Annotated in this window: 18 protein-coding genes and 1 pseudogene; 12 read left to right on the top strand and 7 right to left on the bottom strand. The window is 72.2% G+C overall.

Translation table 11 applies throughout. The features are described from left to right. Positions 1–2: 2 nt before the first annotated feature. Together ABD332_RS29410 and ABD332_RS29405 are read right to left on the bottom strand one after the other, a co-directional pair. Positions 3–311, bottom strand: a pseudogene (locus tag ABD332_RS29410) (GNAT family N-acetyltransferase); the annotation flags it as partial. A gap of 45 nt (positions 312–356) precedes the next feature. Beyond that, entirely contained in the window at positions 357–1,169 is an 813-nt protein-coding gene (locus ABD332_RS29405) for a barstar family protein (RefSeq protein WP_344505523.1), read from the bottom strand. 112 nt (positions 1,170–1,281) lie between these two features. On the opposite strand from ABD332_RS29405, the gene ABD332_RS29400 reads away from it, so the two are divergent. Both ABD332_RS29400 and ABD332_RS29395 read left to right on the top strand, forming a co-directional pair. Then, positions 1,282–2,157 carry a peptidoglycan DD-metalloendopeptidase family protein gene (locus ABD332_RS29400; protein ID WP_344505522.1) on the top strand — a complete coding sequence of 292 codons (876 nt, stop codon included), beginning with the start codon at positions 1,282–1,284 and terminating at the stop codon, positions 2,155–2,157. Positions 2,158–2,196: 39 nt separating this feature from the next. Beyond that, positions 2,197–3,138 (top strand): hypothetical protein, encoded by a 942-nt coding sequence (locus ABD332_RS29395; RefSeq protein WP_344505521.1) that lies wholly within the window; start codon positions 2,197–2,199, stop codon positions 3,136–3,138. A 2-nt stretch (positions 3,139–3,140) separates the two neighbouring features. Here the strand turns inward: ABD332_RS29395 and ABD332_RS29390 are convergent, their stop codons facing one another. Next, positions 3,141–3,719: a hypothetical protein gene (locus tag ABD332_RS29390; protein ID WP_344505520.1), complete on the bottom strand. Its 579-nt coding sequence runs from the start codon at positions 3,717–3,719 to the stop codon at positions 3,141–3,143. Positions 3,720–3,942: 223 nt separating this feature from the next. On the opposite strand from ABD332_RS29390, the gene ABD332_RS29385 reads away from it, so the two are divergent. Beyond that, entirely contained in the window at positions 3,943–5,496 is a 1,554-nt protein-coding gene (locus ABD332_RS29385) for a methyl-accepting chemotaxis protein (protein WP_344505519.1), read from the top strand. 20 nt (positions 5,497–5,516) lie between these two features. Next, entirely contained in the window at positions 5,517–6,806 is a 1,290-nt protein-coding gene (locus ABD332_RS29380; protein ID WP_344505518.1) for an ABC transporter substrate-binding protein, read from the top strand. Positions 6,807–7,051: 245 nt separating this feature from the next. On the opposite strand, the gene ABD332_RS29375 is transcribed toward ABD332_RS29380, so the two are convergent. Further along, positions 7,052–8,260, bottom strand: a complete 1,209-nt coding sequence (locus tag ABD332_RS29375; protein ID WP_344505517.1) for an alpha/beta hydrolase family protein — start codon at positions 8,258–8,260, stop codon at positions 7,052–7,054. A 101-nt stretch (positions 8,261–8,361) separates the two neighbouring features. Between ABD332_RS29375 and ABD332_RS29370 the strand changes: the two genes are divergently transcribed. Further along, positions 8,362–10,869 carry a hypothetical protein gene (locus ABD332_RS29370; RefSeq protein WP_344505515.1) on the top strand — a complete coding sequence of 836 codons (2,508 nt, stop codon included), beginning with the start codon at positions 8,362–8,364 and terminating at the stop codon, positions 10,867–10,869. Between the two features lie 3 nt (positions 10,870–10,872). Then, on the top strand, positions 10,873–11,691 hold the full coding sequence (locus tag ABD332_RS29365; RefSeq protein WP_344505514.1) for a YwqG family protein: 819 nt from the start codon (positions 10,873–10,875) through the stop codon (positions 11,689–11,691). A 60-nt stretch (positions 11,692–11,751) separates the two neighbouring features. Here ABD332_RS29365 and ABD332_RS29360 read toward each other — a convergent pair whose 3' ends face one another. Both ABD332_RS29360 and ABD332_RS29355 read right to left on the bottom strand, forming a co-directional pair. Further along, positions 11,752–12,429 carry a Tat pathway signal sequence domain protein gene (locus ABD332_RS29360; RefSeq protein ID WP_344505513.1) on the bottom strand — a complete coding sequence of 226 codons (678 nt, stop codon included), beginning with the start codon at positions 12,427–12,429 and terminating at the stop codon, positions 11,752–11,754. Positions 12,430–12,463: 34 nt separating this feature from the next. Beyond that, positions 12,464–13,384: a hypothetical protein gene (locus tag ABD332_RS29355; protein ID WP_344505512.1), complete on the bottom strand. Its 921-nt coding sequence runs from the start codon at positions 13,382–13,384 to the stop codon at positions 12,464–12,466. Between the two features lie 213 nt (positions 13,385–13,597). Here ABD332_RS29355 and ABD332_RS29350 point away from each other — a divergent pair, with 213 nt between their 5' ends. Together ABD332_RS29350 and ABD332_RS29345 are read left to right on the top strand one after the other, a co-directional pair. Beyond that, on the top strand, positions 13,598–14,221 hold the full coding sequence (locus tag ABD332_RS29350; RefSeq protein ID WP_344505510.1) for a DUF6230 family protein: 624 nt from the start codon (positions 13,598–13,600) through the stop codon (positions 14,219–14,221). 1 nt (position 14,222) lies between these two features. After that, the gene (locus tag ABD332_RS29345; RefSeq protein WP_344505509.1) at positions 14,223–14,648 is read left to right on the top strand and encodes a DUF6114 domain-containing protein; all 426 of its coding nucleotides are present in this window, start codon (positions 14,223–14,225) and stop codon (positions 14,646–14,648) included. 26 nt (positions 14,649–14,674) lie between these two features. Here the strand turns inward: ABD332_RS29345 and ABD332_RS29340 are convergent, their stop codons facing one another. Then, positions 14,675–15,181 (bottom strand): hypothetical protein, encoded by a 507-nt coding sequence (locus ABD332_RS29340; protein ID WP_344505508.1) that lies wholly within the window; start codon positions 15,179–15,181, stop codon positions 14,675–14,677. 354 nt (positions 15,182–15,535) lie between these two features. Here ABD332_RS29340 and ABD332_RS29335 point away from each other — a divergent pair, with 354 nt between their 5' ends. The 4 genes from ABD332_RS29335 to ABD332_RS29320 are packed head-to-tail and all read left to right on the top strand — an operon-like array spanning position 15,536 to position 17,950. Further along, entirely contained in the window at positions 15,536–15,814 is a 279-nt protein-coding gene (locus tag ABD332_RS29335; protein ID WP_344505507.1) for a hypothetical protein, read from the top strand. A gap of 28 nt (positions 15,815–15,842) precedes the next feature. After that, the gene (locus tag ABD332_RS29330; RefSeq protein ID WP_344505506.1) at positions 15,843–16,526 is read left to right on the top strand and encodes an arsenate reductase/protein-tyrosine-phosphatase family protein; all 684 of its coding nucleotides are present in this window, start codon (positions 15,843–15,845) and stop codon (positions 16,524–16,526) included. Beyond that, positions 16,519–17,178 carry an arsenate reductase ArsC gene (locus ABD332_RS29325; protein ID WP_344505505.1) on the top strand — a complete coding sequence of 220 codons (660 nt, stop codon included), beginning with the start codon at positions 16,519–16,521 and terminating at the stop codon, positions 17,176–17,178. The genes ABD332_RS29330 and ABD332_RS29325 overlap by 8 nt, the downstream gene beginning before the upstream one ends. Positions 17,179–17,212: 34 nt before the next feature. Further along, complete coding sequence (locus ABD332_RS29320; protein ID WP_344505504.1) at positions 17,213–17,950, top strand: aquaporin; 738 nt, start codon at positions 17,213–17,215, stop codon at positions 17,948–17,950. The last annotated feature ends 13 nt before the right edge of the window (positions 17,951–17,963 follow it).

The raw sequence follows: 17,963 nt of genomic DNA, 5'->3' as shown, positions 1-17,963 counted from the left end.
ACGCCGCGCTCGTCGAGCCGGCGCGGGCCGGCCTGGATGAGGGCGGAGCCGATCCCGCGGCGCTGCAGGTGTGGCGCGACGGCGAGCGGGCTCAGCGACTGGACCGCGACCTGCCGGCGCGGGGCGTCCAGCAGGCAGCGGCTGAACATGACGTGCCCCGCGACCTCGCCGTCCTCCTCGGCCACCAGTGAAAGCGCGGCGGAGGGCGTCACCGGGCGGGCCGCCGTGCCGCCGTGCTCGCCGCCGAAGGCGGCCCGGTGCAGTGCTCCGACGGCGGCGTGGTCGCTGGGGTGTTCGGTGCGGATCAGCATGGGCGGCAAGGCAACGCGGCCCGCACCGCGCGATGCCAACGGCTTTCAGCGCAGCTCGACCTGTACGCCGTCGTCGGTGAGCCGGTCGACCAGATCGTCGAAGGTGACGGCAACGCTCCAGGCCTTACGGTCGTAACCGGGGACCAGGTGGGTGCGGGCGATCTCGGCGTCGTGCCAGATCAGGCGGAAGCCGGGGGTGGCGCCCGCGTCGCCGGTGCCGGCGCACTCGTGCAGCCAGAAGAGGTCGCCGCCGAACCAGCCGCCGGGGCCGTTGATCGCCTCGCCGATCGCGCAGTAGAACGCGTCGTAGTCGGTGACGTGCCGGCCGTCCAGGTGGTACACGGTGCCGGCGGGCTTGTCCGGAGCGTGGACCTGGTGTGCCCGGGCGGCCTGCACCCAGAGGTAGCGGTCGCTGCGCTCCAGCCCGGCCCACTGGTTGGGCGCGGTCGGACCGCCGGCGCGCCACATGTCGTAGAGCGGCCGCTCGTTGGCCGCCAGCGGTGCGCCGATCCGCGCGTCCAGCTCGACGTCGAGCAGCCCGCCGGCGGCCTCCGTGTGGCCGACGACCCGGACGTCCAGCAACTGCTCGCCGGTCTCGTAACAGGTCAGGCAATCGGCGGTGGCGGAGCACGGGGCGTGGACGCCTTCGAGGTAGATGTTGCCGAGCCACGCGGGGCCGGTGCCGTCGACCGCGGCCCGAAGCGGCCCTTCCGGCGTGCAGCCCAGCAGCGTGTACCGCTCGTACACCGGCGGCACAGGAAACACGCGATCGGTGAACAGCCCGTCGATGTCGTCGCACTCGGCGACGACGGTGTCGGTGTCGTGGTCGAGCAGGCGCCAGCGCGACGGGATCGGCACGGCCTCACCCTTTCCGGTGGCCCGCAGATGAAATCTCCGCGCATCCATTGATATCAGTGGATCAGGGTGGATAGCCTCGACGGGCTCACATCGACGGGGGAAGGTGGATCGGATGATGCGGCCCAGGGTGCCACCCTGCTGCGGCGCGGACGAGCAGCCGGCCGGCGGGCTCAGCCGCCGCGGCGTGCTGCGCGGTGCGGCGCTCGCGGCGGGCGGCGGCGTGGTCCTCGGCCTGCCCGGCACCGCGTACGCGGCACCGGTGATCGACAACCCGTTCGCCGGGTACACCATCACGCAGACCTGGGCGCAGCACCGGGCGAACGGCTCGCTCGGCGGGATCGACTTCGCCATGGCGGTCGGCACCGGGCTGCCCGCCTGCGGCGCCGGCACCGTCACCAACATCCCGAACAACGGCACCGGCGGGCACACCGTGACGATCGCCCACGCCGACGGGTACAAGAGCCAATATCTGCACCTGTCGGCGTTCGTGCTCGCGAACGGCACGCCGGTGGCCCGCGGCGCGATCGTCGGCCGGTCCGGCGGCGCGGTCGGCGCACCCGGGTCCGGCTCGTCGACCGGCCCGCACCTGCACTGGCACATGATCGACCCGGGCGGCACCCGGATCAACCCGCTCGAATACGTCGCGCAGCATCCGCCGGCGGGCGCGCTGCCGAAGACCGCCACCGAGACGACCGGCACACCGGACGTGACGTGCTACAAGCGGATGCAGCACTGGCTGCGCCTCACGAACGGCTACACCGGCCCGATCGACGGCGTCCCCGGCACCGCCACGTACTCCGCCCTGCAGCGGGCGATGCGCGGCTACGGGTACACGGGACCCATCGACGGCGTCATGGGCCCCAACTCGTGGCGCGCCGTGCAGAACCTCGCGTCCGGTTACGGGTACACCGGCCCGCTCGACGGCGTGATGGGCCCCAACTCGTGGCGCGGCTTCGCCCGTTTCCTCAACCAGAACGCCTGGGACTGAAACCGCAGCTCGATCTGACCGCCCGGTAGCATGCGTCGCGTGATCGAGGAGCTGATCAGAAAGACCGCCGACGATGACGAGGATGCGGCCGAGGAGCTGACGGCGATCGCGGCCGCCGACCCGCAACGCCTGGTGCCGCACCACCACCTGATGCTCGACCTCGACGTGTTGTGGCCGGCCACGCTGTACCGGGGAGCCGGCGCCGACGTCGTGAGCCGCGTCGTCGAGCGGGTCGACGGCGGGCAGATCCCCGTCCAGCTCAACAACCTGCTGCTCGTCCTCGCGCACACCGGCCATCCGCTCGCGGAGCAGGCGATGCGCCGCTGGGAGAATGCCCCACCGGCCGGGTCGGACGCACTGCACCTCGGTCCGCTGCGGTACGCGGAGCAGGCCGGCTGGACCGTCGGCCCGGACGGCAGCCGGCGCTCGCTGTGCGGCGACGTCGCCTACGAGTGGCACCTGCGCCCGTCCACGCCCGCGGCCGACGGTGGCACCTGCCCGTGGTGCACGTCGCCGCTGTGGACGGCCGCAGACCTCCCCGATGCGGGTGACGCCCTGGCGCACACCGGCTGGCCCGGCCGGCTCGTCGTCCGGACCTGCCACTTCTGCGCCTGCTACACGACGCTGTACAGCGCCGTCGCCCCCGACGGCGGCAGCACGTGGTGGACGGGCAACACCCGCCCCGACTACATCGGCCGCGACGCCGGCCCGGAGGACCCGCCGGCGCTGCTGCCGGTCATGGGCCCGCAGCGGCAGAGCCCGTTCCAGGCGAGCGCGTGGAACGACGGCGGCTCGACGCTCGGCGGCCACCCCGAGTGGATCCAGGACGCCGACCACCCGGCCTGCCCCAGCTGCGGCGAGCCGATGGACTACATCGGCATGCTGTACGGCGGGGACTTCGACGAATTTGGCGAAGGCGCCTACTACCTGCACCTGCACGCCCCGTGCGGGTTCGCCGCGGTCAACTACCAGCAAAGCTGACGTCAAATCGGCTGCTCCCACGGCACCAGCTGGTGGAAGGCGCGGCCGAGGAGGCGCCGCAGGCCGGCCGCCTGCGCCGTCAGGTGCGGCAGCAGCGGGGTTGCGGGGTCGCGGGGAGCGGGCAGGTCCGCCGGGTCCAGCCCGCACAGATCCAGCAGCGGCCCGGGCCCGGCGGCCGGATCGTCGAACGCGCCGAGCGCCGACCTCAATGCCGCAGGGTCCGGCGGGCACGGCCGGTCGCCGCACCACCACTCGATCGTCAGCCAGCCGCCGGGAGACCACTGCAGCGCCTGGCGGAGCAGGTCGGCGTGGGTCGTCACGGGCGGCCCGAACATCCGGTCGAGCGTAGGGACCGCCGCCGCCAGATTGGTCGTCCCGCGCTCGCGCCCCACCAGCGGCGCGGTGGCCGGCCCCCACGGCGTGTCGCCGGCGCTGACGTCGTCCGCGCGGAACAGGGTGAGCCACAGCAGCGGCACCTCGCCGTCGGCGACGGCCACCACCTGCTCCGCCTCGTACTCCGCGTCCTGCTCCATCGGGTAGATCCCGGGGCGGCCGCCCGCGCACAGGTACACAGCGCTCACCGCCGCAGCGTACCGACCCGCGCGGCCGCCACCGGGCGACCGCTCGTACCGGAGCGGCCACAGCGGGGTGTGACGAAGTGCTCAGATCGCGGCGTGGTGCTCCGATGGGGGATGCGGCAGTTCCCGATCGGCGGGCGGTCTGGTGTAGGCGGGTTTACAGATGACAGGTGCGGTTGAGGACGTACGTCCGCGCGGTGCCGGGCCCGGCCGAGGCTTGTCCATCTTGGGACGGATCCTGGCCGCCCTGTTCGTCGTCGCGTTGGCGGCGGCCGGGGTCGGGCTGCTGTCCGTGCAGCAGATGGGGAAGCTCAGTGACGACCTGGACGGACTGCGGGTGCGGCAGGGCGTGAGCGACGCGGCGCTGCAGCGGGTCCGGGCGGCGCAGGCGCTGATGTTCCAGAACCTGTGGTCGTACGCGGCGCAGGGCGAGGGGGCCGCGAAGCGGACGCAGGCGGCGGTCACCGCGTCGGACGAGGTGATGGATCAGGCGCTCACGGACTTCACGTCCAGTGCGTCCAGCGCGGCGACGAAGGCGGCGGCAAGCGAGTTCGGCACGCAGTGGGGCCAGTTCCGGCAGATCCGCGACGCGTTCGTGTTCGGCGCGCCCGCCCCGGCGGGTGCTGTCGTCCCGGGCGACGCGGAGGCGTTCGAGGCGCTCGCGATCAGGCTCGGCGCGGGGCTGGAGAAGGTCGTCCGGGCGCAGCAGGACGATGCCCGCGCCGCGCAGGCCGTCTCGGAGCGTTCCTACGGCCGGGCCCGGAACATCGCGATCGCCGGCATCGCGGTCGGGGTGGTGGCGGCGCTGGCGATCGGCCTGTTCATCTCCCGCATGATCGCCCGGTCGCTGGCGAGGGTGTCCGAGGTACTGAGGGCCGTCGCGAGCGGCGACCTGACCCAGCGCGTGCCGGACCAGTCCGCGCGGGAACTGCAGGCCATGGCCGAGTCGGTGAACACCGCGACGGGCAGCCTGCGCGAGACGGTGACGGCGCTGGCGAAGAGCTCGGAGGTGCTCGGCGGCACCTCCGGCCGGCTCAGCACCAGCAGCGATGAGCTCAACGTGGGCGCCGAGCACGTCAGTGCCCAGGCCGAGCGGGCCACCTCCACCGCCTCGTCGGTGTCGGAGAACATCGGTACCATCGCCGCCGCCGCCGAGGAGATGAGCATCTCCATCCGGGAGATCGCCTCGACCAGCCTCGAAGGCACGCGGATGGCGGGGCGGGCGGCCGACGTCGCCGAGTCCACCAGCCAGACGATGGACCGCCTCGGCGAGACCAGCCAGCAGATCACCCAGATCGTGCAGATCATCACCTCGATCGCCAAGCAGACCAACCTGCTGGCGCTCAACGCCACCATCGAGGCGTCCCGGGCCGGCGAGGCGGGGCTCGGCTTCGCCGTCGTGGCCGGTGAGGTCAAGGACCTCGCGCAGGAGACCGCGCAGGCGACCGAGCAGATCTCCAAGCAGGTCACGTCGATCCGCACCGAGTGCGAGGCCGCGGTCTCCGCGATCGCCGACATCACGTCGATCATCGGGCAGGTCAACGACTTCCAGGCGACGATCTCCGCGGCGGTGGAGGAGCAGTCGGCGACCAGCCTGGAGATGAGCCGGAACATCTCCGAGGCGGCGACCGGCAGCACGGAGATCGCCACCGACATCGAGGCGATGACCGTCGCGGCCCGCCGGTCGGCGGAGTCGTCCTCGCACAACCGGCACTCCGCGGCCGAGCTCGCCTCCCTGGCGGGCGATCTGCAGCAGATGGTTTCGCGATTCCGGATCTGACCTGGGGGAGGAACGTCCACATGCGACACTCACGACTGCGCGCGCTGGCGCTGCTGATGGCCGTGTTCGGCGTGGTGGCCTCCGCGGGCTGCACCGAGGCCATCTCCGCAGCGGACCGGAAGATCACGCTGACGGTCGACACGTTCGGCAAGTTCGGCTACGACGAGTTGTTCAAGCAGTACGAGAAGGACCACCCGAACATCACCATCAAGAGCCGGGTGGTGGAGAACCTCGACGTCTACTGGCCGAAACTCAACGTGTACCTCGCGGCGGGCAGCGGCGCCGGTGACGTCGTCGCGATGGAGGAGGGCGTCACGCCCTTCTACAAAGGACAGTCGGACAGCTTCGTGGACCTCGCCAGGTACGGCGCGAACGCCATGAAGGCCGACTTCCTGCCGTGGAAATGGGCGCAGGGCACCCTCGACAACGGCAAGGTCGTCGCGCTCGGCACGGACATCGGCGGCCTCGCGATGTGTTACCGCAAGGACCTGTTCGCCAAGGCGGGCCTGCCGACGGACCGCGACGCGGTGTCGAAGCTCTGGCCGACCTGGGAGGCGTTCCGTCAGACCGGCGTGCGGTTCAAGACGGCCAACACCGGCGCGGCGTTCGTCGACTCGCCCGACCAGATCCTCGCCGCCGCGTTGTCCCAGGCCGCCGCGGCGAACGACAACGTCACGTACTTCGACCACGACGACAAGCTCATCATCGAGACCAGCCCGGCGGTGAAGACCGCCTGGGCGGAGGCGACGGGCATGGTCGCGTCCGGGCTCAGCTCGAAGATCGAGACGTGGACGGACGCCTGGCACGCCGGTTTCCGCGACGGTACCTTCGCCACGACCGCCTGCCCCAGCTGGATGCTCGGCATCATCCAGGACGGCGGCGGCCCGCAGACCAAGGACAAGTGGGACGTGGCCGCGATCCCCGGCGGCGGCGGCAACTGGGGCGGCTCGTTCCTCTCGGTGCCCGTGCAGAGCAAGCACCCGCGGGAGGCCGCCGAGCTGGCGATGTTCCTCACCTCGCCGGCCAGCCACGTGGCCGCCTTCAAGGCGGTCGGCGCTCTGCCCTCGGACGTGAAGTCGCTGCAGGACCCGAACTTCCTGGCGATCACCAATCCGTACTTCGGCAACGCCCCGGTCGGCAAGATCTTCGGCGAGGGCGCCATGAAGATCCAGCCGATGTACGTGGCGGTGCGGCACCGGCCGGTCGCGGAGACCACGCAGGCGGCCCTCGACGCGTACGTCGCCGGGAAGATCACTGCCGACGTCGCCTGGCAGCAGGCCGTCGCCGCGGCAAAACGGAAGGCCATTTGAGCCGGCGCCGCAGCGTCACGGGTCACCTCCTGTGGACTCCGCGGCGCTGTGGGATTCTGGCTCGACACCGCCCGCTTCGCGTCCGCGTGGAGCGAGCCGTCCCGCCGCCGTACGAGTAGGCCCGCCCGAGGCCTCGGCGCGGCTACCGGTGTGCAGGCACACGGTCGTCGCGCTCACCAGGTCCAGACGACCGACCGGTGCAGCCGCCCTGGGGTCGCGCCCCGGGCGGCTGCGATCGATCGATGTCAGCCGAGCTGCCGGAACCAGGCGAGGGCCGCGGCCGTGCCGGCGATGTTCGCGCCGAGGTGCGCCGAGCCGTTGTACGGGTGCGTGCCGACGTCCACGACCGCGCCGGTGCGCAGGCGGGTGGCGCAGTAGGTGCTGTTGGCGACCGGCACCTGCTCGTCGGCGCGGTCCACGAGCAGCCGGGCGGGCGCGCGGATGCCGTCGCAGGACGCGTCGTGCACGGCCAGGGCGTCCGCGAACGGCCCCGACGGTGCCCGCAGCACCGCCAGACCCCGCGGGGTGAACAGTTCCTCGGGCGTGCCGGGCAGCGTCGCCGCCAGGTCCTCGCCGGTGTGCACGCCGTCGAACAGGGCCTCGACCTTCCCGGCGTACGGTGCGGCGAAGAACTCCTCGGGTCGCTGGTACAGGCCGTGCAGCCGGTTCCACGCCACGACCAGGTAGGCGGTGTAGCCGACGTTGTACGGCGGCGCCACCGTCCCGCCGACGAGGGCCGGCAGCTCGACGCGGCGGGCGTCGAACGCGCCGGCGATCGGCGCCAGCGCCCCGAGGCGGAACCAGCCGTCGCCGCCGCGCTCCAGCGCCTGGCCGAGCGCGGTCGCGCCGCTGCCGCCCTGCGAGAAGCCGGTCACGTACACCTCGCGGCGCAGCGTGCGCTGCTGCCCGGCGGCGACGGTCCTGGCCGCCCGCAGCAGGTCCAGCGACGCCGACGCCTCGGTCGTGACGTCGAGGAACGGGTGCGGCCCCGGCCCGAGCCCCATCCCGAGGTAGTCGGGCGCGACGGCGGCGAACCCGGCCGACGCGTACGTCAGCGCCGGCGCCACCGCCCAGCCGTCCCGCCACATCGACGGCGCGTCGGTCCGGTTGAGCTCCGTGCCGTGCGCGTACGACACCACCCGCAGCTGCCGCTCACCGTTGCGCGGCAAGGCGAGCAGCCCGCTGGCCACCGTCGCCCTGTTGCGCGCGTCGACGGTGCGGTACAGCACCTGGTACACCTCGACGCCGTGCCGCACGCCGCCCGCGTCGAACTGCGCCCCGCCGAGCACGTCCCGCACCCCGCTGGCGTCGAGCTCCCGCAGCGGCTGCACCGCCACGACCTCCCCACGCCATCCGTCCCCGCCCCGTTCCGGCTGCGCCCCGGCGGCCGCGGCGCTCGACGCGCCCACCACCAGCACCAGCCCGAGCACCATCGTGTGCCTGAGAAGTCTCATACCCGCGACGCTATGACTCCCAGCGACCGACCTCGATCCGGTTGCCCGGCCTGTTGCCGGTGGGGCCATCCCCACCCCGGCGGAACGGCTATCGTGCTGGGGTGCTCGACAAGATCGAACTGCGCCTCCGGGCGACCGCTTCGGGTGAGCCGGCGCGCCTGCTGAGCCGCCGGCTGAGTTGGCGGGCCGAACACGGGATGTCGCGGTCGGCGCCGCTGCTGGAGCTCGTGGCGCGGCTCGCCGACCGGTTGCGGGGCGATGGGGTCGCCGTGACCAATCCGTCAGGCTCCTCGTTCTTCAGCGAGCTCGACGTGTACGACCTGTTCGTGGCCGAAGGCATCCCGTTCGAGCTGGACGTGCCGCGGCAGATCGAGCTGTCGGACTGGTTCGCCGACGACGGGCCCGGCCGGCGGCCGCTGCTCAGCCTCGGCACGCACCCGGTGTTCGAGGCCGGGTTCAGGAAGTCCTGCCTGTGGCTGCTCGGCGACCACCGGTTCGGCGCGGACGTCGGCGGGTTCCCGATCCACCCGAACCTCCTGGCTCGGGCGCTGTCGGTCCCCGGTGTCGCCGCTGCGCTCACGGCCGAGGTCGACGCGCTCACCGCTTCGCTCGGCGCCGCGCCACTCGGTGAGGTGCAGCGCATCATGTACCGGCTGGGCACGCTGCGGAGCCCGGCCGGCTACGCCGCGTTCAAGCCGTTCCTGGAGCGGATCGCTGCCCTGGACGCGCCGGCCGCGCTGGCGCGGACGTTGCGGTGCGGGCTCCCCGAGGAGCTGGTGTGGCCGCCGTACGAGCAGGCGTCCGCCGCGCTCGACGCCGGGACCATGCGGACCGACCAGGAATGGCCGCTGCTCGCGATCCACGACGCCCGCACGGCGGTCGTGCTCGGCCCGTCCGGCGTCGTCGCCCGCCACGAGCTCGCGGTGCCCGCCCGCGACGGTATCGACGGGCAGTTCCGGCCGCGCTGCACCCTCCACGACGGACGCCTGCTCGTCAGCTGGCGGCAGGGCGGCAGCGAACGCGGCTACTGGGCCGACACGCCGGGCGTCGAGTTCGACGCCGACCTGGGTGGGCTGGTGCTCGGGCCGATGACCCGCCTGCCCGTGTCCGAGGACATCGTCCCCGGCGGCCGGTTCGAGCCGGTGCCCGGCGCAGGGCCGGTCCGCCTCCGCTGGCGCCGCGACCTGTGGCCGGACGCGCCCGCGGTGTTCGGCGCCGCGGATGGCGTGACCGGCTGGGACGTCATCGACACCGCTGGCGCCGCGGACGGCGTCACCGGCTGGGACGTCGTCGACATCGCCGGCGGCGCGGTTGTCCGCTCGGTGGACGGGCGTCAGGTGCCGCTACCGCCAACGGTGCGAGCGGCGACCATCATGGGTGTGCTCGCCCTGCCCGGCGGCGGCGACCGGCTGGTGACGGTCGACCAGTTCGGCGCCGTCACGGTCTGGGATCCGGCGACCGGCACCCCCGCGTACGGGCCTGCCAAGCCGGAGGGGCTGCCGCCGGCCGGCTGGTGGGACCTGCTGCGCCCGCGCGACCCGGCCGGCTCGGCGGCGCTGCGCACCGGCGGACCGGTCACCGCCGTCACCGACCCCGTCCTGGCCGCCGCGGTCGGACGGCAGGCCGCCATCGCCGCCACCCTCGCCGCGACCGTCGAGCAGTACCGCGCGCTGCGGCACGAGCCGGCCCGCCCACCGGTCCCGGTGACGGCCGATGACATCACCATCGCCGACGCCCTGTCCGGCCTCACCCACGCTTCCCGGTTCACCGAGCACCGCCGCGGTTCGAGGACGTCGACGGTCCCCGAGTACAAACTGATGGGGTTCCTCGACGCCCTGCCGGCGGCGCTGGACGGCGAGCGGCCACGCCCGTCCGCCGGCGTGGCGGGCTGGACCCGCGTGCTGGCGGGCCTCGGCGCCGTGGCGCTGCGCGCGGCCATGCCGACGACCCCACCGCCTGAGCGGGAGGTCCTCGCGGCGCTGCTGACCGCGCTCGCCGACGCCGGCCTCGCCGACGGGTCCGCCGGCCTGTCGGTGCTCACCGTCGTCACCGACGGCCAGCTCAACGGCGAGCAGGCGGCCGGGCTCGGCATGAGGGCCGTCGCCGCGGAGAGCATCGGCGGCGGGTTCGACCGCTCCTGCTGGCGGCTCATCGTCCACGGCACGGTCCCTGACCGCCCCGACGTGCGGGTGGTGGAGCGGACCCCGCTCGGCGGCTGGGGCACCGCCGGCACGGTGCGCCGGTTCGTCGACCTGCTCGCCGAGCGCGGGCCGGTCACCTGGCGCCCCGAGTGGGCCGCGTCGTTCCCCGACCTCGCCGTCGAGCCGGCGACGGTCCTGCTCACCGGGGCGACGTACTGCGCCGCTTCGGACGAGGTCACCGCGCCGCCCTCGTACCTGGAGGTGACGGGCCTGAGCGCGGCGGCCGCTCGTGCGGCATCTGACGCTTTCTCAGCGCTGCCGAAGGGCCGGCTGCTCCACCTGCTCAACGCCGCGATGCCGCTAGACCCCGCGGCGCTGTGGGAGTCCGGCCCCGACACCGCCCGCCTCGCGTCCGCGTGGCGTGAACCGTCCCCGCCGCCCTACGAGTTCCAACCCGGGCTGGAGTGACCGGTGCCGACCACCCCGCCACCACCCGTCGACGTCACGGCGCTGGTACCGGCACTCGCGGCGTACGCACGGCAGACGGTCCGCCTGCACCCGCGCCCCGGCGCGCCGACCGCCGCCGACAGCTCGCTCGGCGGCCCGCTCGCGTGGCCCCTCGGCGAACCCTGGCCGTACTGCCACCCCGGCCGGTGGGACCACACCTTCGACGACGCCCCACGGGAGCCCGTGCCGTTCGTCCCGGTCCTGCAGGTGTACGCCCGCGACGCGCCGCAGCTGCCGTACCCGCCGGGGACGGACCTGCTGCAGGTCACCTGGTGCCCGTTCGACCACAACCCGTACAGCGCGCCGATCCCACGCCTCGACTGGCGCGACAGCGCGGGATTCCACCAGCCCGCGGCGATCCCCGTGCCGCACCACGCCAGCCCCCGGACCACGGTGCCGGCCCCGTGCTCCGTCAGCCCGGAGCCCGTTCTCGAGTACCCGAGCTGGGACCTGCCCCGCGACCTGTACTACGCCATCCGGTCGGCGACCCCGTACGACTTCGACGCGGAGCTGTCCGTCGCCCCAGGCACGAAGCTGGGCGGCTACCCCAGCTGGTGCCAGCTGCCGGAGTGGCCGGCCTGCCCGGCGTGCGGCACCACGATGGAGCATCTGGCGACGGTGGCGAGCCTGGAGTGCGACCCGGGTGGGGAGCGCTGGCTGCCGGCCGGGTCCCGCCTTCGCCAGCCGTCGGGCCTGATGCTGGGCGATGTCGGCAGCATCTACCTCTTCACCTGTACCGCCTGCCCGCACCGCCCGTACGAGTCGGTCTTCCAGAACTCCTGAGGCTCGGCGCGGCCCCGTCCACGGAGGACGGGGCCGCGCCTTCTCACCCCGCGACGGGCCTCAGTTGACGAACACCAGCGGGCTGCCGGCGACGGTGGTGTCCTTCACCGGGCCGTAGGCGGCGCTGAAGTAGCCGTTCGGGAAGCACGCGGACGGGCCTGAGAAGCGGTTGAACTTCTGGTTGGTGAACGTGATGGACTGGCCGACGTTGTTCGCCACGCCGACCACCTGGTTGAGGTCGGCGCGGTAGACGCAGGTGATGGTGCCGAGGCCCGACGTGAGCTTCATGGTCGTCTGGATCGGCAGTGTGGCGGTGCCGGTCACCTTGACCTGGTTGCTCGGCGGCGAGGTCACGGTGGTGGCGTACGGCAGGTTGTTCACCACGATGCTCTGCACCGCGGTGACGGTCGGGATGCCCGTCGGTGTGCACGACGAGAAGTTCTGCAGGGTCAGCGACTCGCCGGCGGTGCCGGGCGCGGGCACGTTGCTCGTCACGGTGGCGCCGAAGTTCGAGACCGTGCACGTGATGAAGCTGGAGCTGCCCGGCGTGCTGTAGAACGTGGCCGTGGTGCCGGTCTTCAGCGGCGCGGAGACCGCGTCGCCGTTGGCCACGTTGGGGCCGCCGACGCTGACGGTGGTCAGCACGTTGACGGTCGCGGCGTGCGCCGCGGCGGGGAGCAGCCCGGCCGCCAGGACCGCGGTGAGCGCGGCGGCGGACAGGGTCCAGAGCTTGCGCATGGAGGAGCCTTTCTCGTGCGGGTACCGCGGCCGTTCAGTGCGCGGACGCGGCGATGGCCTGCTTGAGGTCGCCGAGGCTCGAGTCGACGGCCAGTGACGTGTCCGTCTGGCTGAACACGACGGTGTTGCGTCCGGCCGCGGCGGGCAGGCCGAACACGGTGTTGATGACCCAGTCCAGCGAGCCGCCGATGCCGCAGCCGTTGGCCACCGGCACCCTGACGCTGTTGTCCACCAGCGTCGCGCCGGAGAACGACACGACGAAGGCGCCGAAGCCGTTCGGGTCCGAGGCGAGGTCGATGACGCCGGCGTCCCCGGTGATCGGGACGTTGGGCGGCGGCGGGCTGGTCGTGCCGGTGGTCGGGCCGAGCACGATCGGGCTGCTGTTCGAGCCGATGTAGCAGCGCAGCCCGAAGAGCGCGTTGAACAGGTGGAGCTTGATCGGCAGGCGGAACACCGGGGCGGGCTCGCCGGTGGCGAGCGGGATGAACTCGGTGATCGGACCGGCCAGCTCGACCTGGGCGAACGCGCTGGTGACGCCGGGCAGGAAGTTGGCCAGCCCCGGGATCGGGACCTGCAATGGCGACGACGTCAGCGTTTTGCCGTCGGCGGACGGCACGGTGCTGAACACGTTGGCGACGGTGCCGTCCGGGAACTCGACCGTCGGACCGCTCGCCGGCCAGTACACGCCGAACTGCAGCGTGATCGGCTGGGTGAGCGCGACCGTGGTGGAGCCGATCGTGACGCTGCCGCCGCGGGTCACCGAGATGACGCAGCCGACCTGCTGGTTGCCCGGGTCGGCGAGGACCGGGCTGGACAGCGGGCAGTTGCCCATCCCGGCGTAGATGCCGGTCGGCTTCGCGGCCGCCGCCGGTTGTGCACTTGCGGGAGTGCCGAAGACCGCGAGGATGCCGGCGGCCATCACCGCGGTCGCGGCGGACACACGTTTGGAGCGCATGGAACCTCCTGCTGGATTTCGGCGGGGTGTGACGAGTTGTAAACCCGTCGAGTATCTAACGTCAAGAATGCATTCGACGATGATCTGTCCACAGAGATCGAAAACCGCCGGAGTTTTCAACCGGTGAAATACGGGCGACCAGGGTTGACCTGATCAATACCCGCGAGTAACTTCCGGGTGACCGCCGTCCGTCGAGTGCGTGGAGGTCCCGCCATGACCCAGGCCGAAGATCAGGAAGAACAGCCGCAGGGAAAGACCCGCTGGCGCCGATTCGCATTGACGATGGGCATTTCGACGGCGGTTACCGCCGGGCTCGTGGTGCTCACCGGTCAAGGCGTCATCGCCGCGTCCTTCTCGGTGTCCGGGCTGCCGTTCGTGGTGACCGCGGACGAGCTGCAGGGCACGGGCTTCGAGCAGTACGCGGTGCTCGACACGATGGAGCCCGGCAGCCCCAACGAGGGCGACACCGGGGGCCAGCTGATCCTCATCGTCTCGGCGGTCGACAACGCCAAGCTGACCAACCTGTGCCAGAGCATCAACCTCGGCGGGACGAACCTGAAGCTGACCGCCGGCGACGCCCAGCACCCCGTCACCGCCACCAAGCTCATCGTCGACTCCGACCTCATCTCGGGCGACGCCAGCTTCACCTCGATCGACATCGGTCAGGACGCCAGCACGCTGACCCGCGTGCCCGGCGCCACCGGCGGGATCGGCATCTTCGGCCAGCAGGCCGAGACCGTGCGCATCCAGCACCTGCGGCAGAACAACTACGCCACCACGGCCGCCACCTTCATCCTGCCCAACCTGCACATGAGCTTCAGCGACGAGGGTTGCTGAGTTGCGCCGCTCCTTCCGCCGCTGGCGACGCAGCCGCCCCTTCTGGGGCGGCCTGTTCATCGTCGTCGCCGCCGTCGAGATCTTCCTGACGGTCAAGGCCCCGCTGCCGGTGGTGGTACACATCGGCATGCAGGGCCTGGCCGGCTACCTCGTGCCCATCATCATGCTGCTGTGCGGGGTCCTGCTGTGGTTCAGCCCGGAGAACCGCACCTTCTACTCGATCCTGGCCCTGCTCATGGCCCTCGCCTCCTGGGTCACGTCCAACCTGGGCGGCTTCCTGATCGGTCTGCTCCTCGGCCTGCTCGGCGGCTCTCTCGCCTTCTCCTGGCAGCCGGTACCGCCGAGAAAGCCCGACCCGGACGCCATGCCTGCCGAGTCCCAGCACGAGAACGACTCACCGCTGGAGGCCGAACGCGCCGAACCGTAGCCGGCCAGTTCGATCGCCGGCTACGGCTACCGGTGGTCCAGTCGGTACTGCACCACCGGCGGCACGAGATAGCACGATGCCGCAAACGCGTGACCCGGCTGCGTCGACGACACCAACCAGCCCAGGCCGCGCACTTCGAACAACCGACCTGATTCCGCCTGGCCACCGACAACGAGGTCGACCACAATCCCACCCGACGCGGCGATTCCCGCCAGCTCGACGGCCGCGTCGCGCAACGACATCCCCGCGTCCTCCGCCAACCGCACAGCAAAGATCAAGCTCGCGTGGCGAACCGGCCAGCCACTGTCCCCGGCGAGCCGGTCAACGGCGAACGACCACACCGTCACACCGGGCGCAGCGGCCGGCCCGCCGAGATCGTCCGGCGATGCCCCACGCACTCGGGAGACCGCGTCGACGACGCCGCCGCCGTGCGCGATCGTCCCGTCCGCCATCGGCGACCTGGGCAGATCGACCACCGCATCCCAGACCGGGAAAGACACCGTCTCGCGCGCAGCAGCATTCGGCCCGTGCACGAAACCAGCCTACCGAGCCCCATCCTTGAGAGGCGGACAAGAGCTGCGGTTGCCCCGGAAGGGCTCGTTCAAGAGGTATCCCGCGACGGCAATTCCGGCCTCATGGATCAGGGATCATGCCGATTTCAACGACAACAGCGTCCACGGCTGTCGTGCTCCGCAGCGGGTTGGCGTGATCGGTCAACGGGCGTCACATACGCTCGGACGAACCAGTGCGAGACAGGGTGCAGATGCTCGACCACCGTCTGCCCCTCGCCGCTCGACAACCCCAGGAACTCGTCGACGTCAATCCGGCGCCCTGCCACGAGCCCCGGATCGACCACCTCGATCCGATCGGCGTAGACCCGCACGTGCATGCAGGTCGGCTGCGCGAACGGCCTGCTGATGGAGTCGGTGCACCGATGGGCGGCCGAGCGTGGCCGCCGGGTCGAGCCGTTTGGTGTCGACCTCGGCGCGCGGCTGGTCGCGGCGGCGCGTGTCCGGCTGCCGCACTGGGCCGACCGCGCCGACGCCGCCGACCGGGTGCGCGCGCTGGGACTGCCGGTCGCCGGTGTTGCGTACGGGACCGCGGCGAGCGAGGCGTCGTCGACCGCGTGGATCGAGAGGGCGACATCTGCTGTTCATTTGACGTGATCGGAAAAGCTCAGACATCATTGAGTCAATGAATGCTGAGCTTTCTTCGGTGCAGCGGCGCGCTCGGATTCACGCCGCTCTCGGTGACCCGGCACGCCTGGCCATCGTGGACACGCTCACCCTCGGCGACGCCTCGCCCGGCGAGATCGCCCGCAGCCTCGACCTGCCGACCAACCTCGTCGCCCACCACGTCAAGGTCCTCGACGAGGCCGGGCTCCTCGTCCGGAGCCGTTCGGAGGGGGACCGGCGCCGTACGTACCTGCGCCTCGAGCCCGGAGCGCTCGCCTCGCTCACGGCGCCGGTGCTGACCGACGTGTCGCGGGTGGTGTTCGTCTGTACCCACAACTCCGCCCGGTCCCAGCTGGCCGCCGCGTTGTGGACGCACAAGGCCACGATCCCCGCCGCGTCGGCCGGCACCCAGCCCGCCGCACGCGTCAACCCCCGCGCGGTGGCCGTCGCCCGCCGGCACGGGCTGGTGATCAACGCCGCCGGCACCGCGCACGTCGCGGATGTCGTGCACGACACGGACCTCGTGGTGGCCGTGTGCGACAACGCCCACGAGGACCTCACCCAGGGCGTCCGGCCTCGGCTGCACTGGTCCGTCCCGGCGCCGGCGGACACCGACGCCGCCTTCGAGGCCACGTTCGCCGACCTCGCCGCGCGCATCGATCGCCTCGCACCCGCCCTACTCCCCGGAGCCAACCATGCCTGACGCCCTCGCCGGCTACCACCAGGAGCTCTCCATCGACCAGCAGCTCGCCCTGCGCACCGCCGCGGCGCGGCTCGCCGGTGAGTTCGACGGCACGTACGGCACCGAGACCATCGAACGGTTCCTGCACAGCAGCTACGACCAGTTCGCGTCGCTGAGCACCGTGCCGAACTTCCTGCCGCTGCTCGCCGAACGCTTCGCCCGGCAGCGCCTGCACGCCCTGGCCCGGGTCGAGGGCAAGCACCGCGACGGCAAACCGGTCGTGCTGTTCCTGTGCACGCACAACGCGGGCCGCTCCCAGATCGCGCTCGGCTGGTTCACCCACCTCACCGGAGACCGGGCCGTCGCCTGGTCCGGTGGTTCGGAGCCCGGCATCGAGATCAACCCGGCGGCGGTCGCCGCGATGGCCGAGCGCGGTATCGACATCACCGCCGAATACCCGAAGCCGTGGACCGACGAGGTCGTCCGTGCCGCCGACGTGGTCGTCACGATGGGCTGCGGCGACGCCTGCCCCGTGTTCCCCGGCACCCGGTACGAGAACTGGGACCTGGACGACCCGGCCGGCTGGGACGTCGAGGGTGTCCGCCCGCTCCGCGACGAGATCGAGCGCCGGGTCCGCCGCCTGATCGACCAGCTCAACATCCCCGCCGCCTGATACTTCGCCCACCAGAGCAAGGAGCACGTACTCGATGACCCACCCAGCACCGTGGCGACGGTTCCTCGCCGAGTTCGTCGGCACCGCGCTGCTCGTCACCGCCGTCGTCGGCTCCGGCGTCATGGCCACCACACTCTCGGACGACGTCGGGCTGCAGTTGCTGGAGAACTCCGTCGCCACGGCGTTCGCGCTCGGCGCGCTGATCCTCACGTTCGGGCCGGTGTCCGGTGCGCACTTCAACCCGGTCGTGTCGGCAGCGGACTGGTTCCTCGGTCGCCGCACCCGCACCGGACTGAGCGCATCCGACCTCGGCGGGTACGTCGCGGCGCAGACCGCGGGCGCGATCGCCGGGTCGGTCCTGGCGAACCTGATGTTCGACCTCGCGGCCGTCGACTTCTCCGGCAAGGACCGCTCGGCCGGTCACCTGTGGCTGGGCGAGGTCGTCGCCACCGCCGGGCTGATCCTGCTCATCTTCGCCCTCGCCCGCTCCGGCCGGGCACCGGTCGCGCCCGCGGCGGTCGGCGCGTACATCGGCGCCGCGTACTGGTTCACCTCCTCCACGAGCTTCGCCAACCCGGCGGTCACCATCGGCCGGGCCTTCACTGATTCGTTCGCCGGCATCGCTCCCTCGTCGGTACCGGGTTTCGTCGTCGCGCAGTTCGCCGGACTTCTGGTCGGGGCCGGGCTGCTGCTGGCGCTGTATCCGGACGCCGGTCGCGCGGCAGACGAGGTCGTCGTCGGCCACGCCGATCAGACCGCACGATCGTCCTGAAACCACCAGCACG

It is taken from the genome of Dactylosporangium maewongense (assembly GCF_039531485.1).
In the GTDB taxonomy this organism is placed as follows: domain Bacteria; phylum Actinomycetota; class Actinomycetes; order Mycobacteriales; family Micromonosporaceae; genus Dactylosporangium; species Dactylosporangium maewongense.
Note: the sequence above shows the minus strand (reverse complement) of the source record. Positions and strands in the feature narration are given on the sequence as shown.